This window comes from Microbacterium sp. Ru50, from assembly GCF_002920555.1.
Taxonomy (GTDB): domain Bacteria; phylum Actinomycetota; class Actinomycetes; order Actinomycetales; family Microbacteriaceae; genus Microbacterium; species Microbacterium arborescens.
The window spans coordinates 1,340,186-1,365,185 of sequence record NZ_PQSV01000001.1 but is presented as its reverse complement, the minus strand read 5'-3'; the positions used below and the strand labels follow the sequence as shown (position 1 = coordinate 1,365,185).

General features: G+C 71.1%; 23 protein-coding genes and 2 tRNA genes. 17 read left to right on the top strand and 8 right to left on the bottom strand.

The window, feature by feature from the left end; all coding sequences use genetic code 11:
- Nucleotides 1-23: 23 nt before the first annotated feature.
- From kduI to C3481_RS06545, 3 genes are read left to right on the top strand one after another with little or no spacing between them, the layout of a single operon-like run.
- Nucleotides 24-872 (top strand): 5-dehydro-4-deoxy-D-glucuronate isomerase, encoded by an 849-nt coding sequence (kduI, locus tag C3481_RS06555; RefSeq protein ID WP_103841281.1) that lies wholly within the window; start codon nucleotides 24-26, stop codon nucleotides 870-872.
- 8 nt (nucleotides 873-880) lie between these two features.
- Nucleotides 881-1,819 carry a sugar kinase gene (locus C3481_RS06550; RefSeq protein WP_258039035.1) on the top strand — a complete coding sequence of 313 codons (939 nt, stop codon included), beginning with the start codon at nucleotides 881-883 and terminating at the stop codon, nucleotides 1,817-1,819.
- A complete protein-coding gene (locus tag C3481_RS06545) occupies nucleotides 1,816-2,451 on the top strand; it encodes a bifunctional 4-hydroxy-2-oxoglutarate aldolase/2-dehydro-3-deoxy-phosphogluconate aldolase (protein ID WP_064956182.1) in 636 nt (211 codons plus the stop codon). Before C3481_RS06550 ends, C3481_RS06545 begins: the two co-directional genes overlap by 4 nt.
- Before the next feature lie 128 nt (nucleotides 2,452-2,579).
- Here the strand turns inward: C3481_RS06545 and C3481_RS06540 are convergent, their stop codons facing one another.
- Nucleotides 2,580-3,509 carry an NADP-dependent oxidoreductase gene (locus tag C3481_RS06540; RefSeq protein WP_023952444.1) on the bottom strand — a complete coding sequence of 310 codons (930 nt, stop codon included), beginning with the start codon at nucleotides 3,507-3,509 and terminating at the stop codon, nucleotides 2,580-2,582.
- Between the two features lie 94 nt (nucleotides 3,510-3,603).
- On the opposite strand from C3481_RS06540, the gene C3481_RS06535 reads away from it, so the two are divergent.
- A complete protein-coding gene (locus tag C3481_RS06535) occupies nucleotides 3,604-4,098 on the top strand; it encodes a MarR family winged helix-turn-helix transcriptional regulator (RefSeq protein ID WP_023952443.1) in 495 nt (164 codons plus the stop codon).
- A 112-nt stretch (nucleotides 4,099-4,210) separates the two neighbouring features.
- On the opposite strand, the gene pgm is transcribed toward C3481_RS06535, so the two are convergent.
- Nucleotides 4,211-5,851 carry a phosphoglucomutase (alpha-D-glucose-1,6-bisphosphate-dependent) gene (gene pgm, locus C3481_RS06530; protein WP_023952442.1) on the bottom strand — a complete coding sequence of 547 codons (1,641 nt, stop codon included), beginning with the start codon at nucleotides 5,849-5,851 and terminating at the stop codon, nucleotides 4,211-4,213.
- A gap of 52 nt (nucleotides 5,852-5,903) precedes the next feature.
- Complete coding sequence (locus C3481_RS06525) at nucleotides 5,904-6,830, bottom strand: LysR family transcriptional regulator (RefSeq protein WP_071918518.1); 927 nt, start codon at nucleotides 6,828-6,830, stop codon at nucleotides 5,904-5,906.
- Between the two features lie 73 nt (nucleotides 6,831-6,903).
- Between C3481_RS06525 and C3481_RS06520 the strand changes: the two genes are divergently transcribed.
- Nucleotides 6,904-7,800, top strand: coding sequence for an EamA family transporter (locus C3481_RS06520; protein WP_103842055.1), 897 nt, complete (start codon nucleotides 6,904-6,906; stop codon nucleotides 7,798-7,800).
- Entirely contained in the window at nucleotides 7,797-8,759 is a 963-nt protein-coding gene (gene pheA / locus C3481_RS06515) for a prephenate dehydratase (RefSeq protein ID WP_023952439.1), read from the top strand. Before C3481_RS06520 ends, pheA begins: the two co-directional genes overlap by 4 nt.
- 172 nt (nucleotides 8,760-8,931) lie before the next feature.
- Here the strand turns inward: pheA and C3481_RS06510 are convergent, their stop codons facing one another.
- Genes C3481_RS06510 through C3481_RS06500 form a run of 3 tightly spaced genes read right to left on the bottom strand, consistent with a single transcriptional unit; the run spans nucleotide 8,932 to nucleotide 12,642 of the window.
- Complete coding sequence (locus C3481_RS06510; protein ID WP_103841277.1) at nucleotides 8,932-9,978, bottom strand: LLM class flavin-dependent oxidoreductase; 1,047 nt, start codon at nucleotides 9,976-9,978, stop codon at nucleotides 8,932-8,934.
- Between the two features lie 48 nt (nucleotides 9,979-10,026).
- The gene (locus tag C3481_RS06505) at nucleotides 10,027-11,391 is read right to left on the bottom strand and encodes a deoxyribodipyrimidine photo-lyase (protein ID WP_103841275.1); all 1,365 of its coding nucleotides are present in this window, start codon (nucleotides 11,389-11,391) and stop codon (nucleotides 10,027-10,029) included.
- A 60-nt stretch (nucleotides 11,392-11,451) separates the two neighbouring features.
- On the bottom strand, nucleotides 11,452-12,642 hold the full coding sequence (locus C3481_RS06500) for a diacylglycerol kinase family protein (protein WP_103841273.1): 1,191 nt from the start codon (nucleotides 12,640-12,642) through the stop codon (nucleotides 11,452-11,454).
- A gap of 115 nt (nucleotides 12,643-12,757) precedes the next feature.
- On the opposite strand from C3481_RS06500, the gene serS reads away from it, so the two are divergent.
- The 3 genes from serS (at nucleotide 12,758) to C3481_RS06485 (ending at nucleotide 15,097) form a co-directional block, all read left to right on the top strand.
- Nucleotides 12,758-14,023, top strand: coding sequence for a serine--tRNA ligase (gene serS / locus C3481_RS06495; protein ID WP_103841271.1), 1,266 nt, complete (start codon nucleotides 12,758-12,760; stop codon nucleotides 14,021-14,023).
- On the top strand, nucleotides 14,020-14,961 hold the full coding sequence (locus C3481_RS06490) for an HAD family hydrolase (protein ID WP_103841269.1): 942 nt from the start codon (nucleotides 14,020-14,022) through the stop codon (nucleotides 14,959-14,961). The genes serS and C3481_RS06490 overlap by 4 nt, the downstream gene beginning before the upstream one ends.
- Nucleotides 14,962-15,009: 48 nt before the next feature.
- Nucleotides 15,010-15,097: transfer RNA gene (locus tag C3481_RS06485), tRNA-Ser, on the top strand.
- A 37-nt stretch (nucleotides 15,098-15,134) separates the two neighbouring features.
- On the opposite strand, the gene C3481_RS06480 is transcribed toward C3481_RS06485, so the two are convergent.
- Nucleotides 15,135-17,555, bottom strand: coding sequence for an acyltransferase family protein (locus tag C3481_RS06480; protein ID WP_103841267.1), 2,421 nt, complete (start codon nucleotides 17,553-17,555; stop codon nucleotides 15,135-15,137).
- A gap of 131 nt (nucleotides 17,556-17,686) precedes the next feature.
- Here C3481_RS06480 and C3481_RS16735 point away from each other — a divergent pair, with 131 nt between their 5' ends.
- The 4 genes from C3481_RS16735 (at nucleotide 17,687) to C3481_RS06465 (ending at nucleotide 21,857) form a co-directional block, all read left to right on the top strand.
- Entirely contained in the window at nucleotides 17,687-18,448 is a 762-nt protein-coding gene (locus tag C3481_RS16735) for a hypothetical protein (protein WP_258039034.1), read from the top strand.
- 4 nt (nucleotides 18,449-18,452) lie between these two features.
- Nucleotides 18,453-20,093 (top strand): RecQ family ATP-dependent DNA helicase, encoded by a 1,641-nt coding sequence (locus C3481_RS06475; RefSeq protein ID WP_258039033.1) that lies wholly within the window; start codon nucleotides 18,453-18,455, stop codon nucleotides 20,091-20,093.
- A gap of 271 nt (nucleotides 20,094-20,364) precedes the next feature.
- On the top strand, nucleotides 20,365-21,675 hold the full coding sequence (locus C3481_RS06470; RefSeq protein ID WP_258039032.1) for an LCP family protein: 1,311 nt from the start codon (nucleotides 20,365-20,367) through the stop codon (nucleotides 21,673-21,675).
- A gap of 90 nt (nucleotides 21,676-21,765) precedes the next feature.
- A tRNA-Ser gene (locus C3481_RS06465) sits at nucleotides 21,766-21,857 on the top strand.
- Nucleotides 21,858-21,915: 58 nt separating this feature from the next.
- On the opposite strand, the gene C3481_RS16505 is transcribed toward C3481_RS06465, so the two are convergent.
- On the bottom strand, nucleotides 21,916-22,074 hold the full coding sequence (locus C3481_RS16505) for a hypothetical protein (RefSeq protein ID WP_181021887.1): 159 nt from the start codon (nucleotides 22,072-22,074) through the stop codon (nucleotides 21,916-21,918).
- Between the two features lie 29 nt (nucleotides 22,075-22,103).
- Here C3481_RS16505 and C3481_RS06460 point away from each other — a divergent pair, with 29 nt between their 5' ends.
- The 4 genes from C3481_RS06460 (at nucleotide 22,104) to C3481_RS06445 (ending at nucleotide 24,972) form a co-directional block, all read left to right on the top strand.
- On the top strand, nucleotides 22,104-22,448 hold the full coding sequence (locus C3481_RS06460) for a hypothetical protein (protein WP_103841263.1): 345 nt from the start codon (nucleotides 22,104-22,106) through the stop codon (nucleotides 22,446-22,448).
- Nucleotides 22,449-22,592: 144 nt separating this feature from the next.
- A complete protein-coding gene (locus C3481_RS06455; protein ID WP_103841261.1) occupies nucleotides 22,593-23,744 on the top strand; it encodes a hypothetical protein in 1,152 nt (383 codons plus the stop codon).
- On the top strand, nucleotides 23,741-24,208 hold the full coding sequence (locus C3481_RS06450; RefSeq protein WP_103841259.1) for a hypothetical protein: 468 nt from the start codon (nucleotides 23,741-23,743) through the stop codon (nucleotides 24,206-24,208). The genes C3481_RS06455 and C3481_RS06450 overlap by 4 nt, the downstream gene beginning before the upstream one ends.
- Nucleotides 24,209-24,291: 83 nt before the next feature.
- Entirely contained in the window at nucleotides 24,292-24,972 is a 681-nt protein-coding gene (locus C3481_RS06445) for a hypothetical protein (RefSeq protein WP_103841257.1), read from the top strand.
- The last annotated feature ends 28 nt before the right edge of the window (nucleotides 24,973-25,000 follow it).

Sequence of the window (25,000 nt, the reverse complement as noted above, 5' to 3'; positions counted from 1 at the left end):
ACTCCGCCCCAGAAGGGAACCCCATGCAGCAGCGTTACGCGACCAACCCCGCGCAGATCCCCGGCATGAGCACCGCCGACCTGCGCGAACACTACCTCGTGCCCGAGGTGTTCGTGCCCGGTGAGATCACGGTCGTCTATACCCACCATGACCGCATCGTCCTCGGCGGCGCCGTGCCGGCCGGCCGCGAGCTGGTGCTTCCGGGCTACCCGGAGATCCGCAGCGACTACTTCCTCGAGCACCGCGAGGTGGGCATCATCAACGTCGGTGGCACCGGTACCGTGACCGCCGACGGCGAGGTCCACACGCTCGTGACGGGGGCGTGCCTGTACCTCGGCCGCGGCATCCGCGACGTCGTGTTCGCCGACGCGGGCGAGCGCGAGGAGGGCGGCGCCTCGACCGGGGCGCAGTTCTACCTGTTCTCGGCGCCCGCGCACACCGCCTACCCGGCAGCCCTCGTGTCACCGGGCGAGGGGACGGTGCGCGAGCTCGGCGACCAGGTGACGAGCAACCGCCGCACGCTCAATCAGTACATCCACGAGAACGGCGTGAAGAGCTGTCAGATCGTCATGGGCGTGACGACGCTGCACGAGGGCTCGATGTGGAACACGATGCCCGCCCACACCCACGACCGTCGCACCGAGTGCTACCTGTACTTCGACGTGCCCGAGGACGCCCGCGTCATCCACCTGCTCGGTGAGCGCGAGGAGACCCGGCACCTCGTCGTCGCCGACCGGCAGGCGATCATCTCGCCGAGCTGGTCGTTGCACTCCGGCGTGGGCACCGCGGCGTACTCGTTCGTCTGGGCGATGGCCGGCGAGAACCAGGCGTTCGACGACATGGATGCCGCACCCGTCACGACCCTGAAGTGAGCAGGCCCGTGCGTGGGGTGCCGCATGGGGCGCTGCTGACGGCGGGCGAGACCATGGCGATGGTCGCGCCCGCGGCGGCGGAGCGCCTCGAGCACGCCGAGGTGTTCCGCATCGACGCCGGGGGAGCGGAGTCGAACGTCGCCGCGCACGCGGCCGCGCTCGGTCAGCCCGCCGCGTGGTTCTCCCGCGTCGGCGACGACGCCCTCGGCCGGCGCGTCGTGTCGCGGGTCGGTGCGCGCGGAGTCGACGTCTCGCGGGTCGTCATCGACGCCGATCACCCGACCGGCCTTTACCTGAAGGACCCCGGTCACGGCGTCGCGTACTACCGGGCGGGGTCGGCGGCCGCCCACCTCTCGGAGGCCGACGCCGACGCTCTGTCGTGGGACGGCGTCGCGCTGCTGCACGTCTCGGGCATCACGGCCGCGCTCGGCGGCACGGCGCCGGCGTTCCTGCGTCGGATCGTCGATCGCGCGCGCCGGGCGGGCGTCCCCGTGAGCGTCGACGTCAATCACCGGGCCCCGCTGTGGGCCGTCGCGGCGGCTGCCGGCCCGCTGCTCGAGCTGGCGCGGTCAGCCGACATCGTGTTCGTCGGCCGCGACGAGGCCGAGACGCTCTGGGGCGCCGCGGATGCGGATGCGGTGCGTGCCCTGCTACCGGACGCCCCGCAGCTCATCGTCAAGGACGGTGCCGTCGGTGCCACGCTATTCGCGCACGACAGCGTGGTCTTCGAGCCTGCTCTCGTCGTCGACGTCGTCGAGCCCGTGGGGGCCGGCGACGCCTTCGCCGGGGGCTACCTCGCCGCGCTGCTGGCCGGCGTCTCGCCGCGGCAGCGCCTGCGGTCCGCGCACGAGCGCGCGGCGCTCACGATGGCCACGACCGGGGATTTCCCCGACGATGCGGCGGGGTCACCCGTCGCCGACATCCCCTTCGAAAGGACCTCCCCATGACCACGTCGCCCGTCGACCATGCGACCACCGACCAGGCCGCCGCTCTCGATGCCGTCTTCGCGGGCGCACCGCTGATGGCGATCCTCCGGGGCATGGGACTCGAGCGCTCGGTGCGCCTCGCGACGACCGCCTGGGATCTCGGCATCGACTCCGTCGAGGTTCCGCTGCAGACCGCGGAGGACGAGCGGGCGCTGCGCGAGGTCGCGCGTCTCGGCGCCGAGCGGGGCAAGGCCGTGGGCGCCGGCACGATCCTGACGCCGGCGCAGGTCGCCGTGGCCGCCGACGCCGGCGCGGCGTACGTCGTGTCGCCGGGCCTCGACCCCGACGTCGTCCGGGCCGCCCAGGAGCGCGGCATCCCGATCCTGCCCGGCGTCGCCACGCCGAGCGAGGTGCAGCAGGCGGTCGCCCTCGGGCTGACGTGGCTGAAGGCCTTTCCCGCGCAGTGGCTCGGCGCGGACTGGTTCCGGCACATCCGCGGTCCGTTCCCCGGCGTGAGGTTCGTCGCGACCGGCGGCATGGACGCCGCCAACGCCGCCGACTTCCTCGATGCCGGGGTGCGTGTCGTCGCGGTCGGCTCCGCCCTGGAAGACGAGTCGCAGCTGCCGCGCCTGGCCGAGCTGCTCGCGCGCTGACTCGCGCGAGCGCACGGCCCCGAGCGTACGGCTTCGCCGCGAGCGCACGGCCTGCTCGCGCTCGAAGGCCGTGCACTCGGCGCTCGGCCGTGCATTGGGTGTGACGCGGGGCGGGAGCTGGGTCTGGCTCAGGGGAGGACGATGACCTTGCCCGCGATGCCCCTCTCGGCCGCCTCGGCGTGCAGCGCGGGCAGCTCGGCGAGCGGGATGCGCCGCGTGACCTCGACGGTGAGCGCGCCCTCGTCGACGAGGCGAACCAGCTCGGCGAGACGGTCGCGATCGCGGCGGACGAACACCGTCGCGGCGCGGACGCCGCGCGCCTCGTCGCCCGGGGTGGACATGAACGCCGTCGTGCTGACGACCGCCCCGCCGTCGGCGACGGCCCCGACGTAGGTCTCGAACAGCTCGGGCTCGATCGGGGCGAGGTTCAGCAGCACGTCGACCGGTCCGTCGACGGCGCCCAGCACGTCGGTCGCGGTGTGGTCGATGATCTGGTCGGCTCCGGCCGCGCGGACGGCGTCGATGCTGCGGGGGCTTGCGGTGGCGATGACGTGGATGCCGGCGCGCTTGGCGAGCTGGACGGCGTACTTTCCGACGACACCGCCGGCGCCGACGATCAGCACCCGCCGGCCCGACTCGAGGCGACCGTCGTCGAAGAGGGCCTGCCACGCGGTCAGCGCGACGGAGGGCAGCGCGGCCGCATCGGCGAGGGGAATGCTCGTCGGCGCGGCGGCCACGGCGTCGGCGGGGGCCAGCACGAACTCCGCCGCGCCGCCGTCGTGCTCCATCGGGAGGAACGCGATCACCGCATCGCCCACCGCGAGGCCGGTCACGCCCGGGCCGACCGCGTCGACGTGCCCGGAGATGTCGTACCCGGGCACGTGGGGCAGCTCGATCGGGATGGGGAGGAAGCCCGCGCGCATCCCGCCGTCCGCCGCGTTGTACGCCGACGCGGCGACGCGGATGCGCACCTGGCCCGCCGCCGGCTCGGGGCGGTCGATGTCGACGATCTCGAGGACCTCGGGGCCACCGGTCTGAGAGAACTGCACTGCATTCATGATCTGATCCTTCGCGGTCAAGTGCTTCGAATTCGAAGCGATACGAGGAACGTAACACTACTTCGAATGTGAAGCAACAGGTAGGATCGAGCCCATGACGAACGCGCCACGCTCCCTGACGTCGACGCAGCTGGAGGCCTACCTCGCCTTCACCGAGGTGGGCAGCCTGCTTCGCCCCGCCGTCGAGACGCAGCTGAAGGATGCCGGCGGCCTGAGCTACGTCCAGTTCCAGCTGCTGGCGCGGCTGAACGACGCCCCGGGTGGCACTCTGCGCATGACCGACCTCGCCGACGGCGTCGTGTACAGCCGCAGCGGGCTGACCTACCAGGCCACGCTGCTCGAGCAGCGCGGATACGTCACGCGGTCACCGTCCGTCGAGGACGAGCGCAGCACGGTGGTCGCCCTGACGGGTGCGGGGCGCGAGGTGCTCGCCGCCGTGTTCCCCGGCCACATCGAGACGGTGCACCGGCTGCTGTTCGCGCCGCTGTCCGACGCGGATGCCGCGGACCTCGCGCGCATCCTCGGCAGCGTGACGACGCACCTGCGCTCGGCGCCGCCGCGTTCGGCATCCCGGCGCCGTCAGACCTGACCACCGCACTCGCCCGAGTGAACGACTTCGCCGCGAGCGTACCGCCTGCCCGCGCTTGAAAGCCGTGCACACGGCGCTCGGCCGTGCATTGGGTGTGATGCGGGGATGCCGGTCAGGCGCCGAGCGCGGCCGAGACCACGGCGCGGGCCTCGGCCTGCACCTCGGCGAGGTGCTCGGGTCCGCGCAGGCTCTCGGCGTAGAGCTTGTAGACGTCCTCGGTGCCCGAGGGGCGCGCGGCGAACCACGCGTGCTCGGTCTGCACCTTGAGGCCGCCGATCGCTGCACCGTTGCCGGGCGCGTGCGAGAGCTTCGCCGTGATGGGCTCGCCCGCCAGCTCGGTGGCCGACACGGCGTCGCCCGACAGCTTGCCGAGGGCGGCCTTCTGCTCGGGCGTGGCCGCGGCATCCACCCGCTGGTAGGCCGACGACCCGAACTCGGCCTCGAGCTCGGCATAGCGCTGCGAGGGGGTCTTGCCGGTGACGGCGAGGATCTCGGCGGCGAGCAGGCACAGCAGGATGCCGTCCTTGTCGGTGGTCCACACGCTGCCGTCCTTGCGCAGGAACGAGGCCCCCGCCGACTCCTCGCCGCCGAAGGCGACGGAGCCGTCGAGCAGGCCCGGAACGAACCACTTGAAGCCCACGGGAACCTCGAGCAGCTCGCGTCCGAGCGACGCGGCGACGCGGTCGATGATCATCGACGAGACGAGGGTCTTGCCGACCGCGGCATCCGCCGGCCAGCCGGGGCGGTTCGCGAAGAGGTAGTCGATCGCGACGGCGAGGTAGTGGTTGGGGTTCATCAGGCCCGCGTCGGGCGTCACGATGCCGTGGCGGTCGGCGTCGGCGTCGTTGCCGGTGAGGATGTCGTACTCCTCGCGGCGCGCCACGAGCGCGGCCATCGCCGAGGGCGACGACGGATCCATGCGGATCTTCTCGTCCCAGTCGAGCGTCATGAACTTCCAGGTCGGGTCGACCTCGGGGTTCACGACCGTCAGGTCGAGGCCGTAGACCTCGGCGATGAGCGCCCAGTACTCCACCGAGGCGCCGCCCAGCGGGTCGGCCCCGATGCGCACGCCCGATGCCTTGATCGCGTCGACGTCGATGATCGTGGCGAGGTCGCGCACATAGGCGTCGCGGAAGTCGTACTGGCCGAGCGCGTCGAGGTCGATGTCGGCGTGACGGGTGCGGTGCACGCCCACCAGGCCTGCGGCGATGAGCTCGTTCGCGCGGTCGGCGATCCACGAGGTCGCGTCGGTGTCGGCAGGTCCCCCGTGCGGCGGGTTGTACTTGAAGCCGCCGTCACGCGGCGGGTTGTGCGAGGGCGTTACGACGATGCCGTCGGCGCGACCCGCATCGTCGAGCGCGCGACCTCGGTTGTAGGTCAGGATCGCGTGGCTGAGCGCGGGCGTCGGCACCCACGAGTCGCGGGAGTCGACGCGCACGTCGACGCCGTTCGCGACGAGCACCTCGATGGCGCTGCGCTCGGCGGGAAGCGACAGTCCGTGCGTGTCGCGACCGAGGAAGAGGGGGCCTTCGATGCCCTGAGCCCGCCGGTAGTCGACGATCGCCTGCGTCGTGGCGAGGATGTGATCCTCGTTGAAGCTCGTCGACAGCGACGAACCGCGGTGGCCGCTCGTGCCGAACGCGACGCGCTGCCCGGGGACCGCGGCATCCGGCTTCCGGTCGTAGTAGGCGGCGATCAGCTCATCGATGTCGATGAGGTCGGATGCTTCTGCGGGCGCTCCTGCACGGCTCATGGTGCTTAGTCTGCCCGCTTCTGGCCGCGGCGGTGACGGATTGACACGGCACTCACGGCCGATCCTGCGCGTTCGCGGTGGCGAGCAGCGCAGCGAGGACTGCACGCAGCGCGGGGGAGTCGGCCTGCGAGCGCCGGTGGACCGCGGCGATGTCGCGCGTCGACGCGGGAGCCGCGGTCGGCACCGCGACGAGGTCGGGCCCGAGGTCGCCGCGTCCCAGGCGCGGCACGAGCGCGACGACGGCTCCGGTGCGAGCGAGCGCGATGTGATTCTCGAACTCCATTGACTCGTACAGCACGCGGGGTGCGCCGCCGATGCCGTCGAACAGCCGGCGCAGCCACTGGCGGCAGATGGTCGTGTCGAATGTGGCGACCCACTGCTCGCGCGCGAGGTCGGCCGGATGCAGCACGTCGCGATCGGCGAGCGGATGGTCGCGTCGAAGGATGACGTCGGCGACATCCGTGAACAGCGGAGTGACGACGAGATTCTCGGGAATCGCCAGCGCGACGCCGCCCCACTGGTGGACGATGCCGAGGTCGCGCTGGCCCGAGGCGACGAGTGCCACCGTCTCCCACGGCTCGCTCTCGCGCACGGGCAGACGCAGGTCGGGGTGGGCGTCCCCCAGCTCCACGAGCACAGGAGCCAGCAGCCCGCGCACGACGGTCGAGAAGGCGGCGAGGCGCAGCTCGCCGGTGACTCGGCCGTCGTCGTCCGCTCCGACGCCCGCGTGCAGGTCGGCGCGCAGTCGCTCGAGGTCGGCGAGGATCGGCGTTGACCCGACCACGAGCTGCGTGCCGGCAGCCGTCAGGGCGACGCCGCGGCCGACGCGTTCGAGCAGTGCGACACCGGTCTCGCGCTCGAGGCGCTTGATCTGCTGCGACACCGCCGAGGGTGTGAATCCCAGAGCGGATGCCGCGCCCGCGACGCTGCCCTCCCGCGCGACGGTCCGCAGCGAGTGCACGGCATCCAGATCAATCATGAAGAAATGCTACCGATTCAGGTGGAGAAAGCATCGCTTGTCGTTGATCGTCCCGAGCGGTGGACTGAGCCTCGTGACTCGACGCGACATGATCCTGGCGGCTACGGTGGCGACGCTCTGGGGATTCAACTTCCTCGTCATCGACTGGGGGATGGCCGGCATCCCGCCCCTGCTCTTCGTGGCCATCCGATTCGCCGCCGTCGCCGTCTTCGCGTTCGTGGTTCCGCGGCCCCGCGCTCGCTGGGGATCGGTGATCGGGGTCGGGCTGTTCATGAGCCTCGGCCAGTTCGCGCTGCTGTACCTGTCTCTCGGGCTCGGACTGCAACCGGGGCTCGCCGCCCTGCTGATGCAGGCGCAGGCGGTGTTCACCGTCGTCATCGCGGCCGGGGCGCTGCGGGAACGCCCCACACCGGGGCAGGTGATCGGCGTCGGTCTTGGGATCGCCGGGCTCGCGACCGTCGCCGCCGGCCGTGGGGGAGACGCTCCCGCGCTCGCCGTCGTCCTCGCGCTCGGCGCCGCGCTGTCGTGGGCCGTCGGCAACGTGATCGCCCGTCGCGCGGGCGTCGTCACCGGACGCGGGCCGCTCGGGGCCCTCTCGCTCACCGTGTGGTCCGCCCTCGTCGTGCCGGTGCCCGCGCTCGTGCTGGCGATGACCTTCGAGGGGCCCGGAGCGATCGGCGCGGGGCTCGCCGGGTTCGGCATCCGGGCCCTGGTCTCGACCGTCTACACCGCGGGTCTGTGCACCCTCGTCGGCTACGCGATCTTCAACGGACTGCTGGCACGCAACCCCTCCGCGGCTGTCGTGCCGTGGGTGCTGCTGGCGCCCGTCGTGGCGATGGCGGCGGCCGCAGCGCTGCTCGGACAGATCCCCGCGGCCGCGGAGATCGTCGGCGGAGCGGTGCTCGTGCTCGGCGTGCTCGTGACCAACGTGCGCGTGCGGTGGGTGCGCCGGTCTAGGCTCGTTGCGTGACGCCCGAGCACGACGACCAGCCCGCCCGCCGCACCTACAGCTATCTCGGGCCGGCGGGGACCTTCACCGAGGCCGCCCTCGCCCAGGTGCCCGAGGCGCGCGACCAGATCTGGCGGTCGGTGCGCAACGTCGGCGAAGCGCTCGCGGATGTCGTGGACGGACGCTCGGATGCCGCGATGATCGCGATCGAGAACTCTGTCGACGGCGGTGTCTCGACGGCTCAGGACGCGCTGGCCACGATGCCGGGTCTGCGGATCGTCGGCGAGTACCTCGTGCCCGTGAACTTCGTGCTCGTGGCGCGGCCCGGCACGCGCATCGAGGACGTGTCGCTTATCGCCGCGCATCCGGTCGCCTATGCGCAGTGCCTGCAGTGGCTGCTGAAGACGCTGCCGGAGCATGCGCACCTGCCCGCCGCGAGCAACGTCGCCGCAGCGGTCGGCCTCATCGACGGAGTCAGCGACGCCGACGCGGCGATCGCCCCGCCCGGCATCCTCGAGCACCACGACCTCGAGCTGCTGGCATCCGACATCGGCGACAACGAGCACGCGGTCACTCGATTCGTCCTCGTGAGTCGCACCGTCGCGCCGCCGTCGCCGACGGGCGCCGACAAGACCTCGCTCATCGCGGAGCTGCCCGACGACCACCCCGGTGCACTGCTCGAGCTGCTCGAGCAGTTCTCGACCCGGGGCATCAACCTGTCGCTGATCGAGTCGCGGCCGATCGGCGATGCCCTCGGACGATACCGGTTCGTCATCGATGCCGACGGCCACGTCGCCGACGAGCGCATGGCGGATGCCCTCATGGGCGTGCGGCGCTTCAGCCCGAAGGTGCTGTTCCTCGGGTCATACCCGCGCGCCGACCGCGCCATCGTCCGCTATCCCGAGCGGTACTCCGACGACGTCTTCGTCGAGGCGCGCGACTGGTTGCGGGCCCTGATCTCCGGCGAGCCCGAGGCCTGACCCGCCCGGCTTCCCACGCCCTGCCCGTTCCGTCGAGTCGCCACACAATGCGGATGTCGGGCCCCCCGGATCCGCCGTTTGCGGCGAGTCGACGGTGTGAGGATGCCGAGGAGGCCGGACCAGCAGTTCGTGGCGCGTCGACCGGCCGGGGCGGCGCCGGGACCGGGCGGGGTCAGGCGGCCAGGAGCTCCAGGGTGCGGATGCGGGCGGGAGCGGCATCCGGCTGCTCGCCGTCGTGCGCGGCCGACACCGGCGAGACCATGACCTCGTCGACGCCGTGCTGCGCGGCGAACGCGGCGAGGGCGGCCTGGGCCTCGGGGCCGGTGCCGACGAACCAGCGCGAGCGGAGCGCGTCGAGCAGGGGCGCGGCGAGGTGGTCCGAGGCCTCGGCGGCCGCGGCCTCCTCGACGGTCTCGAGCGCGATGAGCGGTCGGTTCCCACGCAGGCGTGCCATCATGCGGGCCTGCGGGAGCATGAGGGCTTCGGCCTCGGCCTCGCTGTCGGCGACGACGGCATTCGCCGTGAGGAACGTCCGCGGTGCGTCGAGGGTCTCGGACGGCCGGAACTGGTCGCGGTAGAGCCCCAGCGCGCGGTCGAGGCCCTCGCCCGAGAAGTGGTTCGCGAAGACGTAGGGCAGGCCGAGGGCGGCGGCGAGCTGCGCCGAGTAGTCGCTTGATCCGAGCAGCCAGACGTCGGGGGTCGTCGTGGCGGCGGGCGTCGCGTGGACGTCGTACGTCCCGCCCGACGTGAACCGCACCGTCGCGCCGTCGCCGGTCACGAGGGCCAGGATGTCGCGGACGTTGTCAGGGAACCGGTCGACGTCGCTCGTCGTGCCCGACTGACGCAGCAGCTGGGTGATGACAGGATCGCTGCCCGGCGCGCGGCCGATCCCGAGGTCGACGCGTCCGGGGGCGATCGCCTCGAGCGCCGCGAACTGCTCGGCGACGACGAGGGGCGAGTGGTTGGGGAGCATGACGCCGCCGGAGCCCACCCGGATGCGGGAGGTGCGTGCTGCCGCGGCGGCGATGAGCACCGGCGGGGTCGTCGAGGCGACGGCCGGCATGTTGTGGTGCTCGGCGAACCAGTAGCGGCGGTAGCCGAGCTCGTCCGCCCGCTGCGCGACGGTCAGCGACGCCGCGATCGCCTGCGCGCTGGTCTGTCCCGTGCGCACGGGCACGAGGTCGAGCACGGACAGGGCGGGGCGGGATGCATCATTCATATCCCCTCTGTCAACCGTGCGGCCTCCGCCGGCATTCCCGAGCCCGCGTCACCGCGCCCGCTTCACCGCCTCGTACGCCTGCAGCGCCGCCTTGCGGGTCGCGGCGAGGTCGACGATCGGCTCGCGGCCTGCGCTGTCGGGCGCCCATTGCCCGATGTACAGCCCTTTCGGGTCGAACTTCTCGGCCTGCCGCTCGGGGTTGAAGATGCGGAAATAGGGCGACGCGTCGGCCCCTGACCCCGCGACCCACTGCCAGTTGAAGGCGTTGCTGGCGCCGTCGGCGTCGACGAGGGTGTCCCAGAACCACTGCTCGCCGAGTCGCCAGTCGATGAGCAGGTTCTTCGTGAGGAAGGATGCCGTGACCATCCGCACCCGGTTGTGCATGTAGCCGGTGTGCCAGAGCTCGCGCATCCCGGCGTCCACCATCGGCACGCCGGTCTCGCCCTTCTCCCACGCCGTCAGGTGCGCCGGGTCGAGGGCCGGCCAGGGGAAGGCGTCGAAGCCCTTCCGCCAGTTCTTCGTCGCCAGGTCGGGGAAGTGGTACAGCGTGTGCCAGGCGAACTCGCGCCAGCCGAGCTCGGAGAGGAAACGCGAGGCGGAGGTCGCATGGGCGCCTGTCCCGCCCCCGGTCTCCACCCCGGCGTGCCAGACCGTGTGCGGGCTCAGCTCGCCCCAGCGCAGGCGCGGCGAGAGCAGCGAGGTCGCGCCCGCGCTCGGCTCGTCGCGGGCGGCGTCGTACGAGCCGAGGTCGTGGTCGAGGAACTCACGGAGGCGTGCGCGCGCCGCGGCCTCGCCGGGCTGCCAGCGCTCGCGCAGACCGCCCGCCCAGTCGGGCCGGGTGGGCAGCAGCTTCCAATCGTCGAGGTCGTCGCCCGCGGGTGCCGACCGCAGGCCGGGGATCTCGCGGGGCCGGGGGAGCGGCTCGCGCGGGGCGGGCAGGTTGCGTGCCGCGTTCCAGAACGGGGTGAAGACCGAGAACGGGGTGCCGCTGCCGGTCTTGACCGTCCAGGGCTCGAACAGCACGTTGGCGGCGAACGACTCGACCTCGACGCCGTCCGAGCGGAGGCCGTCCTTCAGCTCGGTGTCGATCGCGCGCTCGGGTCCGCCGTAGCGGCGGTTCCAGTAGACGGCGCCTGCTCCGATGTCGTCGACGAGTGACCGGACGACGGATGCCGCGGCCCCGCGGCGCAGCACGAGATGCGACCCGCGAGCGCGCAGATCATCGGCGAGCGATGCGAGCGAGTGGTGCAGCCACCACCGTGCTGCGCCGCCGAGCGGTCGGATGCCCTCGGACTCCTCGTCGAGCACGTACAGCCCGACGACGGGCTCGCCGCGGTCGATCGCAGCGCGGAGCGCGGGGTGGTCGGCCAGGCGCAGGTCGTCGCGGAACCAGACGATCGAAGGCGAGCTCATCCCGTCATCCTGTCGGGCGACCCGGGCGACGGCGAGCGGTTGACAGGGGCGGACGGGGGCTCAGTCGCCGGGCAGCGTGTGACCGGCGGGCACGGCAACGATGAGGCCCCGCGGGTCGATGCGGGTCTGCACGTGCTTCGCCTCGCCGAACTCGTCGCCGTCGAGCTGCACCGGGTGCGGCTCCTGCGGGGCGAGCGCCACGCCGCGGCCGCGCGAGTAGACGACCGCGTTGTCCTTCGTCCGCAGCGCGAGCACGCGACGACCGGCGCGGAACTTCCGCAGGAAGCTGTTGTCCCACGCGACGCGGCGCCACACGAGCAGCCAGCCCCAGAAGCCCTTCGGCTGCATGATCACGACATCGAGCTGGCCGTCGGTGATCGAGGCCTCGGGGATGAGGGCGATGCCGGCCTGCAGCGACCCGCAGTTCGCGAAGAGCACGCTCTGCACACGAGCGGCGTGCATGCGGTGTCCGTCGAGCTGATAGACGACGCGGAACGGCTTGGCGTTGACGAGCGACCGCGTCGCGCCGTCGACGTATGCGACCCAGCCGACCGACTTCTTCAGCTGCGGGTTGGTGTTGGCGATCATGGCCGCGTCGAGCCCCATGCCGCCCATGACGACGAACGCGTGCTTCTCGACCTCGCCGCTCTCGCGGGTGATCCGCGCCCAGCCGACGTCGATCGCGGTCCGGTCGCCGTTGAAGGCCGCCTCGATCATGGTCTCGGGCTCGGTGAGGGGCAGACCGAGGTTGCGCGCGAGCAGGTTGCCCGTGCCGCTCGGGACGATCGCGAGCGGGATGCCGCTGCCGCTCATCTCTCCCGACACGGCACGGACCGTACCGTCGCCGCCCGCCACGAGCACGACGTTGACGCCGGACTCGAGCGCCTGACGCGTGACGTCGTCGCCGAGGTCGTCGACCGTCGTCTCGTAGAAGAGCGGCTCCTCCCACCCGGCGGCCTCGGCGGCGCGGAGCACCTGCTCGCGCAGGGCGTCGCCGTCGACCTTGATGGGGTTGTAGACGAGGGCCGCCTTGGGATTGGGCTTCTCCGAGCCGCCCGACATCGGCTCCGTCTCGCCCTCGGGGCCCACGCGGCGTGCCTCGCCGGTCTCGCCGTCGGTCGTGTCGGGCGCGACGTCCTCGGGCTCGCGGATGACGTCGTCGGGAGCCGCCGCCTGTTCGGGGTCGGGGGTCTGTGAGGTGGGATCGTCGGAGCGCTCCCGCGGGGAGGTGTCGTCGGAGTCGGTCGCCATGGCTACACCCTAGGGGTGGCCGCCCGTGGCGGATTGCCCCTTGCGCCGGACGGCCGCGGCGGTACGGGGTGCGCTGATCCGGCTGCGCGGATGCGGGCGACCCTAGACTTGACGCGTGATCGACCTCGCATTGCTCCGTGAACAGCCCGACCTGGTGAAACTCTCGCAGGTGAAGCGCGGGAACTCGTCGGAGAGCGTGGATGACGCCATCGCCGCCGATCGCGAGCGCCGCGAGGCCATCACGACGTTCGAGCGGCTCCGTGCCGAGCAGAACGCCCACGGCAAGAAGGTCGCGCAGGCGCCGAAGGACGAGAAGGCCGCGCTCGTCGCCGAGGCCAAGCAGCTCAGCGAACGGGTCAAGCAGGCCCAGCAGGCCGTCACCGCCGCCGAGGAGGCCGCCGACGCCGCGCTCGCCCGCATCGAGAACATCGTCATCGACGACGTGCCCGCGGGCGGCGAGGCCGACTTCGTCACGCTCCGCACGCACGGCGAGCCGCCGTCGTTCGACTTCGAGCCGCTCGACCACCTCGCCCTCGGCGAGAAGCTTGGTGCGATCGACATGGAACGCGGCACGAAGGTCGCCGGCAGCCGGTTCTACTTCCTCAGCGGTATCGGCGCGCGTCTCGAGATCGCCCTCATGATGCTGGGTCTCGACCGTGCGCTCGCCGCCGGGTTCACGCCGCTGATCCCGCCGACGCTCGTGCGCCCCGAGGTCATGCGGGGCACCGGGTTCCTCGGCGAGCATGCGGCGGAGGTCTACCACCTCGAGGAAGACGACGCCTACCTCGTCGGCACGAGCGAGGTCCCGCTCGCCGGGTACCACATGGACGAGATCCTCGACCTCGAGCGCGGCGCCAAGCGCTACGCCGGATGGTCGACCTGTTACCGGCGCGAGGCCGGCTCGTACGGCAAGGACACGCGCGGCATCATCCGGGTGCACCAGTTCAACAAGCTGGAGATGTTCGTCTACACGACGCCCGCCGACGCGGCGGCCGAGCACCTGCGGCTCGTCGAGATGCAGGAGCGGATGCTGCAGGACCTCGGCCTGTCGTACCGCGTCATCGACGTCGCGGCCGGCGACCTCGGCTCGAGCGCCGCGCGCAAGTACGACATCGAGGCGTGGGTGCCCACGCAGGGGGCGTACCGCGAGCTCACCTCGACCTCGAACTGCACGACGTATCAGGCGCGTCGCCTCGACATCCGTCACCGTCCCGACGGCGGCAAGACCGAGCCGGTGGCGACCCTCAACGGCACGCTCGCGACGACCCGGTGGATCGTCGCGCTCCTTGAGACCCACCAGCGAGAGGACGGCTCGGTCGTGATCCCCGAGGTGCTGCGGCCTTATCTCGGCGGCCTCGAGGTCGCGGAGCCGATCGCATGACCGGCGCCGACGGCGGGATGACGCAGGCCCCCGACGCGCTTCCCGACGAGGGCGGCATCGAGGTCGTCGCGCCGCGCGATGCTGCCGAGATCGTCGAGGACGTCGCCGAGGTCATGCCGGCGGTCGCCGGCGCCTCGCGCCTGATGATCGTGCTCGACATCGACGGCACCGTGCTGCTCGAGGACGAGACGCTCAGTCCCGGTGTGGTGGAGGCGGTGGCCGACGCGCACGCGGCCGGTCACGAGGTGATGCTCGCGACCGGACGCTCGTGGGAGGGAACGCACGGCATCCTCGGCTCGCTCGCGCTGAACCCCGACTACGTCGTGTGCTCGAACGGCGCCGTCATCCTCAAGCGGATCGACGACGACTTCGCCGACGTGCTCGCGTACGAGCGCTTCTTCATCGAGACGTTCGACCCGAGCGAGGTGCTCGGCCTGCTGCGTCAGCACCTGCCGCACGCCCGCTACATGGTCGAGCTGCCCGACGGGCGCCGCCTCTACACCGAGGAGCTCCACGACTGGAACCTCCACGACGCCGACAAGGTCGCCTTCGCGGAGCTGTCGGAGCAGGAGGTGTGCCGCGTCGTCGTGGTCTCTCCCGACGAGACCGACTCCGACTTCGTCGAGCTGGTCGACCGCATCGGCCTGAACAAGGTGTCGTATGCGGTGGGCTGGTCGGCGTGGCTCGACATCGCGCCGCAGGGCGTCGACAAGTCCACGGCGCTGGAGCGGGTCCGCACCTGGCTCGACATCGAGCCGGCCGACGTCCTCGTCATGGGGGACGGCCGCAACGACATCGGGATGTTCCGCTGGGCGCGCGAGCGCGGCGGGCGGGCGATCGCGATGGCGCAGGGCGCGACCGAGCTGCTGGCCGAGGCATCCGAGACGACCGTGTCGGTTCAAGAGGGCGGCGTCGCGGCCATCCTCCGCTCGCTCTGACCGGCGTCGTGGGCGGCTAGGATCGAAGCTCAGCGGTTCGCGCCGCTGGGAGGGTTGTCCGAGCGGCCGAAGGATCCAGTCTTGAAAACTGGTGGGCAGCAATGTCCCGTGGGTTCGAATCCCACACCCTCCGCCAGAACCGCTTTCGCCTGCCCGGCCGCGCGCTCCGCGGTCTACAGCAGCCCGCGGGCGGCGAGTTCGGCGCGCAGCGCGGGCACGATGTGCTCGGCGTAGGCGACGGTCAGGTGCGTGCGGTCGTAGCGCGTGGGGATGTCGCCCGCGAAGGCGGGGCACACGAGCTCCCAGCAGGCGAACGGCAGCGAGCTCACCGCGTGATTCCCGGACGCTGCCGCCACCTGCTCGGCTGCCGACTCCATCTGACCCCACGTGCTCGAGACGCCCGCGGCGCAGCCGTACGGCGAGGCGGCGGGAGAGTAGCAGCGTCCGAGATCGGCGCCCTCCGGCGGCGGCGCCAGGTGGACGATGCGACCCGGCATCCCATAGCTGTCGGCTTCGGCCTCCTGAGCGGCGAGCAGCGCATCGGCCGACAGGTCGGCCCCGTCGGGGGTGTGCCCGAGCGTGTAGGCGTTCGACATCACGACGAGGGTCGGCGCGTCGGCGAGGATCATGGCGCGGACATCGGCCTTCCGCTGCGGGCATGCCGCCATCACGCCGGCGCCGTCGTTCTGCACGGCGACGTCGGTGAAACGGCATCCGTAGAGGCCGACCGTCGTCACGCGGATGCCGCCGTCACTGTCATCGGCGAGCTTGCGGAACGCCGGAGCGTAGGCCATCGCGGTCGAATCGCCGACGAGATAGATGTGGACGGGGGCGTCGGAGCTGCCCGTGGAGCAGCCCGTGGCGGTCGGCGAGACATCGGGTGAGAAGCAGTCGCGCGCCGGGTTGCTCGCCGACGACCGGGTCATGACCTCGTCGAGCGAGGGATGCAGCTCGGGCCATTCCGTCGCGGTCGCGGCCGCGGCGAGCTCGGCCTGCAGGGCGGCGATCGGGTCGCCGGGGTCTGCGTCGGCCGCGTCGCTCGCGGCGTCGGCGGCACCCGCGGGCGGGAAGGCGACGAGCGATGCCGTGAGGCCGCCGAACACGTTCTGAACGACGAGCACGACGGCCAGCGCGGCGATGCCGAGCCCGGATGCCGCAAGCAGCGCCGGCGGCCCGAAGCGGGCGCGCCACGCGGCCCAGGGCGCAGATGCGTCGGACGTCGGTTCTGCGGTCGTCGTTGTCGCTGTCGCTGTCCCTGTCCCTGTCCCTGTCGCGTGTGCGAGCGCCGGTGCGGCTATCGGTGCGGGCACATCGTGAGGAGCAAGGTCCGCTGAGTCAGGACGGGGCATACCCGGGTAGTAGCGCGTCCCGGGAGTCCAGCCCGCGGGGCGGGTGCTGAGCGCGCGCGGCGCCGGGGCCGGCGCGGCATCCGGAACCGGCGTCGCAGCGCGCTCCGCAGCGGACACCGGCGCGGCGGCGGCATCCTCTCGCGCCGTCTCCGTCGTTTCGCCGCCGACCGGCCGTCCGTACGGCGCGAATCGGAAGGGCCGCTCGACGAGGTGGTACGAGGCGACGGCGAGGACGGCCGTGATCGCGAGCACGAGCACCGTCGTGGCCTCCCGGGCGGGCAGCAGAACGGCGGCGAACACGATGACCGGGAAGTGCCAGAGGTACAGCGAGTACGACACGTCGCCCGCGAAGACGCTCACCGGGTTCGTCAGCGGGAAGAGGTGCCGATGCCGCGGGTCGCCGGGCACGCCGCCCGCGAGCACGAGTGCCGTGGCGACCACGGGCAGGGCGGCCCACGGAGCCGGGAACCCGCCCGCCGCGGGATCGATGACGGCGAACGCCACGACGAGGCTTCCGACACCGACCCACGACGCGAGTCCGCCGAGGACGGGCGGGATGCGGCGCAGCAGCGGCACCATCGCGGCGATGAGCGCCCCGATCGCCAGCTCCCACGCGCGGGTGAAGGTGGAGAAGTAGGCCGCGACGGCGGCATCCGCGCTCTGCAGCATCGCCCACGCGAACGAGGTGGCGACGACGGCTGCCGCGAGCGTCGCCGCGGCCGCGGCCGCCGCGGCGCCGCGTCGACGGGCGGCGGGCAGAAGCGAGACCGCCAGCAGGAGCAGCAGCGGCCACGCGAGGTAGAACTGCTCCTCGACCGCGAGCGACCAGAAGTGCTGGAGCGGTGAGACGGCGTCGTCGGCGTGGAAGTAGTCGGTGCCGACCGCGGTGAATCGCCAGTTGGCGGCGAAGCCCGCCGACCACAGCGCGTCGACGAGCGTCTGCTCGGCGCGGGGACGATTGAAGACGACGAAGGCGCTCGCCGCCGTGGCGAGGAGCACGACGACCGCGAGAGGCAGGATGCGGCGGGCGCGCCGACCGGCGAAGGCGGCGAGGCGGATGCCGCCCGTGAGCTGCACCTCGCGCAGCAGAGCCCCGGTGATGAGGAAGCCGGAGACGACGAAGAACACGTCGACCCCGACGAACCCGCCGCGTGGCCAGCCGACGGCGTGCGCGCCGATGACCGCGAGGACGGCGAGAGCCCGAAGGCCCTGGATGTCGCGTCGCGGCGTCGGGTGGGGGAGCATCGGGCTGTTCACATGGCGTCCGGAAGGGCGCCACCGAGTGTAGTGGGAGCGGTCTCACTGCGGCGATAGCGCATCGAGATCTCAGCGCAACCCCTGTGCGCAAGCAGCAGGGAACCCGCTTCGCTGGCGCGATGAGAGCTCTTCCTCGTGCGCCTTTCGCCCGCGTGGCCGGGACGCTGCTCCGCGGATTCTTCGGCGCTCTGCTGGTTCTGCGCCGGCCGCGCCCGATCCACGTCCGCGGGACGATGCTCAGCGGCACGATCCGCTGGGTCGGCCCGGATCGTCGGTCCGGGGTCTCGTGGATAGACGATCCGCCGGTCGCCGGTGAGACGCCCGTGGTCGCTCGCCTGTCGCGATCACTCGGACTCCCGGACGCTCTGCCCGACATCTTCGGGCTCGCGCTCCGCATCCCCGGTGACCCCGAGTCTCCGGGGGACGGCGCGGCCGACATCGAGTTCGCCTCGACCGGGCGGGGCGTGCCGCTGCGCTACGCGCTGCTGCCCCTGCGCCGGCCCGACCGCGCGCGTTTCGGCATCCTGCTGCCCTACCGCGGACGCCGGGGCCCGGTGCTGCTCTCGGCGACGACCGTGGACGGCGGCCCGGATGCCGCGGACTGGCGTCTCGTGCTGTCGTTCGCCTCGCCGTTCGGCCCCTGGCGCCCGTTCGCGCTCGTGCGGCTGCGCCGTGCCGCGTGGCCGGATGGTCAGCCCCGATTCGACGCCGGACGACGGGTGCTGCCCGGCGCGCGCGTCTACCCCTGGGTGCGTGCGTTGCGCCAGCCGTCGTACGACCGCGTCCAGCGTCGCGGGCTGCAGCCCGCTGACGACGCGCCTTCCACACCGAGGGCGCCGGCGCAAGCGGCGTGCACGGTCGCGGCGGGCGCGATGGACTGAGCCGGTGCAGCCCGACGAGATCGCCCGTGTCGCCCGAGAGTCCTTCGGCATCGAGGAGCTGCGCCCGCAGCAGCTCGACGCCATCGAGGCGGCCGTCGCCGGGCGAGACGTGCTGGTCGTCTGGGCGACGGGGGCCGGGAAGTCGGCCGTCTACCAGGTCGCCGCGGCCCTCCGGCCCGGACTGACCGCGATCGTCTCGCCCCTCATCGCGCTGCAGGAGGATCAGCTCGCGCGCATCGAGGAGGCGCCCGATGCGCCCGACGGCGTCGCCCTGAACTCGAGCCGGGGCGTGCGCGCTCAGCGCGAGGCCTGGGACGCGATCCGTTCGGGAGAGGCCTCGTACGTCCTGCTCGCGCCCGAACAGCTCGCGAAGGACGACGTCGTCGCCGAGCTCGCCGAGGCGGGGGTGTCGCTGCTGGTCGTGGACGAGGCGCACTGCATCGCAGCCTGGGGGCACGACTTCCGCCCGGACTACCTGATGCTCGGCGAGGTCTCCGAGCGTCTGGGGCGACCGCCGATCCTTGCGATGACGGCGACGGCCACCAGCCCCGTCCGCACCGAGATCATCGAGCGGCTCGGCATGGACGACCCGGCCATCCTCGTGGGCGACGTCGACCGGCCGAACATCGAGCTGAACGTCCGCCGTCACTCCGAGAAGTCGGGCAAGCGCGACGCCGTGATCGACGAGGTAGTGGAGCTGCCCAAGCCGGGGCTGCTGTACACCGCCACCCGGCGCGGCACCGAGGAGTACGCCGAGGCGCTGCAGGAACGAGGGATCAACGCCGTCGCGTACCACGCCGGCCTGTCAGCGAAGGAGCGGCACGGGGTGCACGAGGCGTTCCACGACGGCGAGGTCGAGGTCGTGGTCGCCACCTCCGCGTTCGGGATGGGGATCGACAAGGCCGACGTGCGCTTCGTCGTCCACGCCGACATCCCCGACTCCATCGACGCCTACTACCAGGAGCTCGGTCGCGCCGGCCGCGACGGCGAGCCCGCGACGGCGACGCTCCACTATCGGCCCGAAGACCTGTCGCTGCGACGTTTCTTCGCGGCGTCGGCGCCGAAGCGCGGCGAGCTCAAGCGCCTCGTCGACGCCATCTCCGGCGCGACGCGGTCGCGCGCCGAGATCGCCGCGGCCGGCGGACTGTCGGCCCGTCGCGTGACCGCGCTGCTGACGGTTCTCGTCGATGCGGGCGCGGTGCGGACGAGTCGCGCCGGGGTCGCGCTGCGGCGGGGGATGACCGTGGAGCGCGCCGTCGACGCTGCGTTGGAGAGGTCGGCCGAGCGGGAACGCATCGATGCCTCCCGCATCGAGATGCTCCGCAGCTATGCCGAGACCCGTCGGTGCCGACGGGCGACGCTGCTCGGGTACTTCGGGCAGGACTACGTCGAGCCGTGCGAGAACTGCGACACGTGCGCGGCATCCGCGAACGACCGTGCGGCGCGCGAGGACACCTCGGAGGAACGGGGTGATCACGCCGACGGTCCCTTCCGCGTCGACGACGTCGTCCGTCACCACGAGTGGGGGGAGGGAACCGTGATGGCCGTCGAGGACGACCGTGTCACCGTGTTCTTCGAATCGCAGGGGTACAAGGTGCTCGCCACGGAATTAGTCGCCGAGCGCGGTCTGCTCGAACCCGCCTGATCCCGGGCCGCGACGTCGCCCCTGGGAGCGGCTACCAGTCTCGTCCCGTTCCGGCCGATTCCCCGCTCGCGGCTGGTTAGCGTTCAGGTGAGCACGGCGACATGTGAGGCGGTGGCGGCTGAATGGGGGGCGTCACCGCCTCGCATGTCCGGGGCGCTCACGGACTTTCCAGACATCCGTCCCTATGATGAGTCGGTCACCGGGAGTGCCTGCGCGACGCGAAGAGCGTGCACCCGAACGCACTCCTCGCCGGCTCGTCGAGAGGACACCCGTGAGCGCACGTTCCGATGCGAAGGCGTCGCGGCGCCGTCGTCGTCCCGTCGCCCGGCACGGCCAGCTGCGGTCGCCGAACCCGCTGACCCAGATCCTGGCGGTGCTCGGCGTCATGGTCGCCGTCGTGGTCGTGAGCGGTGTCGCCATCGGCGGCTTCTACGTGTGGAACGCCACGCAGGTCGTGGCCGACGCCGGCGTCTCGATCGGCGACGACGACTCGCAGCTCCCCCCGACGATCGGCGAGATCGAGGGTGGCGTGAACATGCTCGTCGTCGGCACCGACTCGTGCGAGGGCGCGAACGCTGAACTGTCCGGCGCCTGCCAGGAGAAGACCACCGAGGGCGAGCGCAACGATGTGACGATGCTCGTCCACATCAGTGACGAGCCGCGACGCGTGACGGTCATCTCGTTCCCACGCGACATGATCGTTCCCATCCCCGCCTGCACCGGCGAGGACGGCACCCAGTACTCGGCGATGAGCGCGCAGATGCTCAACGTCTCGTACATGTACGGCGGTCTCGCGTGCACCGTCAGCACGATCGAAGAGCTGACGGGCATCGACATCCAGTTCGCCGCGGCGACCCGCTGGACCGGCGTCATCAACATGTCCGACGCGATCGGCGGCGTGGACGTCTGCGTGTCGGCTGACATCAACGACCGCTACACGGGGCTGAGTCTCGCTCAGGGCAACCACACGCTGCAGGGCACCGACGCGCTCCAGTTCCTCCGCACACGGTACGGAATCGGCGACGGATCCGACCTCGGCCGGATCTCGAACCAGCAGCAGTTCATGAGCTCGATGGTGCGCAAGCTGCAGTCCGACGGGGTGCTCGGAAACCCCGCGGCGCTGCTCAATCTCGCCACCACCGCCGTCGACCAGGTCGCCAGCGGGCAGATCAAGCTGAGCTCGTCGCTGTCGAGCCCGCAGCGGATGGTGCAGATCGCCCTCGCCATGCGCAGCGTGCCCTACGAGGACATCGTGTTCGTGCAGTACCCCACGGCCTACGTCAACGGCGGATCACGTGTGCAACCGGTCGAGAGCGCCGCCAAGGTGCTCTTCGACGCGCTCGCCGCGAACCAGCCCGTCCAGCTGAGCGGATCGACGAGCGACGGCTACAGCACCGAGGTCGTCGGCGAGGCGGCGCCTCCCGCACCCGCCCCGACCGATTCCGCGGCTCCCGCCGACCCGGCGGCGACGCCGGACGCGCCCGCGACGGACGCGCCCGAGGCCGGCGGACCGGTCGTGCTGCCGGAGTCGGTCACGGGTCAAACCGCGGCGCAGGTGACCTGTACCGTGGGCAAGGGCTGACATGGCTCCGTGCGGCCCTCGATTCGGAGCCTGGGGAAGTCCGGGCTATGATTGCCGGGTGCATCCGCGCCGTCTCGCGTCGGATGCCGTGGAGACGTCGCATAGTCAGGCCTAGTGCACCACCCTGCTAAGGTGGAGTCCCCGTAAGGGGACCGAGGGTTCAAATCCCTCCGTCTCCGCCACGACGAAAGCCCCCCGAACCGCGGAGATGTGCGGCTTGTGGGGGCTTCGTCGTAGGCGTCAGGCCCGTCGTGGCAACGAGGTGGCAAGATCTCGCGTGCCGATCGCCTGATCGAGGCGATCTGCAAGGGCTTCGAGGTCGTCGTCGAAGAGGTCCGCGCAGACGTCGAGTGTCATCGCCACGGCGGCGTGGCCTAGCATCCGCTGAATCGCCTTCACGTTCGCGGCCGACGAGACCGCGAGAGACCATGTTCAACTACGAGATCATCGTCATCGATAAGACCACGAATCAGCTCAAACGCACGACGCTCGAGCACCTTAGGGCCGAGCTCGACGCACTCTCAGAGGCCAGCGCGATGAGGGTCGCGGTGGAGTCCGAAGGCCGCCGCGTCGCCGACATGCCCGGGGACATGCCGGGGCGGGACGCGCTGATCAAACAGTACGGCGCCGACTACCGCGTGCTCCCCCCCCCCCCGCCCGACTTCCCCGACTCAGACGATGAGGTGGTCGAGTACGACGGACGCGAGTTCGCCCTGGTCCATGAGCCCGCGCGCGACGGCCACCCGGTCGCCGGGAATGTCGGTGATGCCTGACAAAGGCCCCGTAACGACGCTCGAACGCCGCCCTCACCTACCGGTGGGGACGTTCGGCTATCAGCGAGGCGCACAGCACTAGTCAGGGCCACATCGCGCTCGGGAGTTGGGCCGTGTCGGACTTTGCCCCTACGATCAGGATTCATGGACGAGCTGGGGGGCCCGCGCTACAAGCGCATCCGACTCACCGGCGAACGGTTCGAGGGCGGCCGACTCCCCATCGACTCGCTCGTTGAGCTGCAGCGGTACCAAGAAGTCGTGCGCAAGCTGGCCGAGTTTGAGTGGCGCCGCGAACACCCCGAGGACGAGTTGCCCTCCGACTTCGCCGATGGCGTGGGTCTGACGATCGAGAAAATCAACGATGGAAGCGCAGACGTGCTTCTCGCGTTCGAGCAACACGAGACCTACGTCCACTACCAGGCGGAAGCGCGGGATGCAGCGGATGCCACGATTGCCGCTGCGTACGCGCATTTGCCACTCCCGGAGCTCCCGCACGTTCCGCCCGCGCTGGTTGCGGAGGTTCGCGAGGAACTGGCGGATATCGGGGGCTCCCTGCTTGACGGCCAGTCGATCGAGTTCTACGCCGACCCGAGTGACACGACGCCCACGATCATCACCGTCGAGGGGCGTCGCGAGGCGCGAGCGGACCTCATCCTGACCGACTTCTTCACGGAGCCTGAGGCGCCATCAATAGCACCGCTGGTCCAGAAGAAGGACGAGAGCCTCGTCGGGCGCGTGACTGCCGTAGACGCCGACTCCACCAAGTTCGAGCTCGTCACATCACAAGGACGCGTTCATGGTTGGTACCGGGAAAACACCGAGCTACTCGCGGATCTCAAAGCCGTTCTCAACACCGCCGAAGAAGGTCCGCTTACTCGGATCACCGGGGAGCTACGGACCAAGAACGGGGTACCGAACAGATTCTGGACTACCCACACTGTTGAGCTAGTCGCCTTCGATGACTCCGTATCAGGCCGGCGCCTAACGGAATTCGCGGCCCTGCCGAGCGGGTGGGAGGACGGCGAAGGCCTGCAGATCTCGTTCTCGGCGCTGGAAGCCGCGCAAGAGATCATCCGTGGCCTCGACGCGAGGGCCGACGTGCCCGGTCTGTTCCCGACTCCAGAGGGCGGCGTGCTCGTCGAGTGGGCGAGTGCGGCCGGCGTTCGGAGCATCGAGGTACTCGCGGACGGTACGTTCGAGCTGTTTACGATGACGCCCGCGAATCGCGTCGGGGAACACTCAGAGACGAAGAATCTATCCGAAGCGATCGACTTTGCCCGCCGGGGGGTGGCATGACCGACGTAGACCTCGAGCTCCTGCAAGGCGAGAGCATCATGAGCGCGGTGGAGGAACGGATCTACCGTCAGATCACGGATCTCATGATGGACGGGGACAAGATCGCGACCACCGCCTTCGGCCCGGCAACCATTGACCGCGACATGCCATCCTTCGCGAGGGCCTCGCTGACCTCAGCGCAGCAAGCTCGAGACTGGCACACGAACAACGCCAGCCGCCCATCTCTAGCGGTCTACGCCGTCACGGTCGGTGAAGTCATCGAGGGGGGGCGCCACGTGATCGACGATTCCGCCGCACCCCTCGAAGACGGTGAACTCCGTGCTCCCGCTCACTGCTTCGTCGACTACCGCGGACTCACGAGGCCCGCGCGAAAGGCTCTGCGCGCGCACCTGTGGCTGCAAGCCACGGAACGGGGAGAGATCCCCACCGACCCGACCTTGCCGGACGGGCAGCTCATCGCCTGAGCAAACTTCGAGCAGTTTCGGGGGTCGCCTTCGTGACCTCGGGAGTCCAGTGGCTGCCTGACCCAGGCTGCTACCGTCGGCGCATGACCCGCGATATCTCGATCGGCCTGATCCTGTCAGGCTATGCAGGCGGCGACCGGAAAGTCGCTATCAAGGGAGCGCCGGACGCCGACGCGATCGCGGCGCTCGAAGACGCGGTTTCTGAAGCTCTCGGCCATCGTCTACACCGAGACTCGAGCGAGCCCGACAAGTCCATGTTCCTCTTCGAGGAGATCGACCACGACGATGCCGTGCCGCTCGGGTGGGACATTTTTCCCATACCTGCAGTGCTCACCTTCGCCGACCTGCGATTGCTCGCCGGCCCCCATGACAGCACCACCCGAGTACGGCTTCGGGGCTCCGGTGGTGATGGGATGTTCGGCCTCACGCTGTGGGAGCTCGCGGATCTGTTGGACTTCGGCAGGGATGCCCTCGAGGTCTATGGGGCGATGGAACTGGCCCATCGAGCGGGGAGGATGTTGCGGCGACGCACTCGCCGCAACATGCGACGGCTAGCGAACGCATGGTTTCACGACGGGGGGCCAGTGCCTTCGACCTTGAGGGATGCCGTGGAGCAGCGGGACGCATGGAGCGACGACGCGCTCGCCACCTTTCTCGAGCTTGACCGCGCAGAAGGCCGCCAACTCATGGAGGCGTGCGGATACGTGTGGTCGACGGACCGCGGGCGGTACTACGGGCCACGTGACTCCGACGCCGTGAATTGAGGCTCACGCCAATCAAGCGTTACCGTGA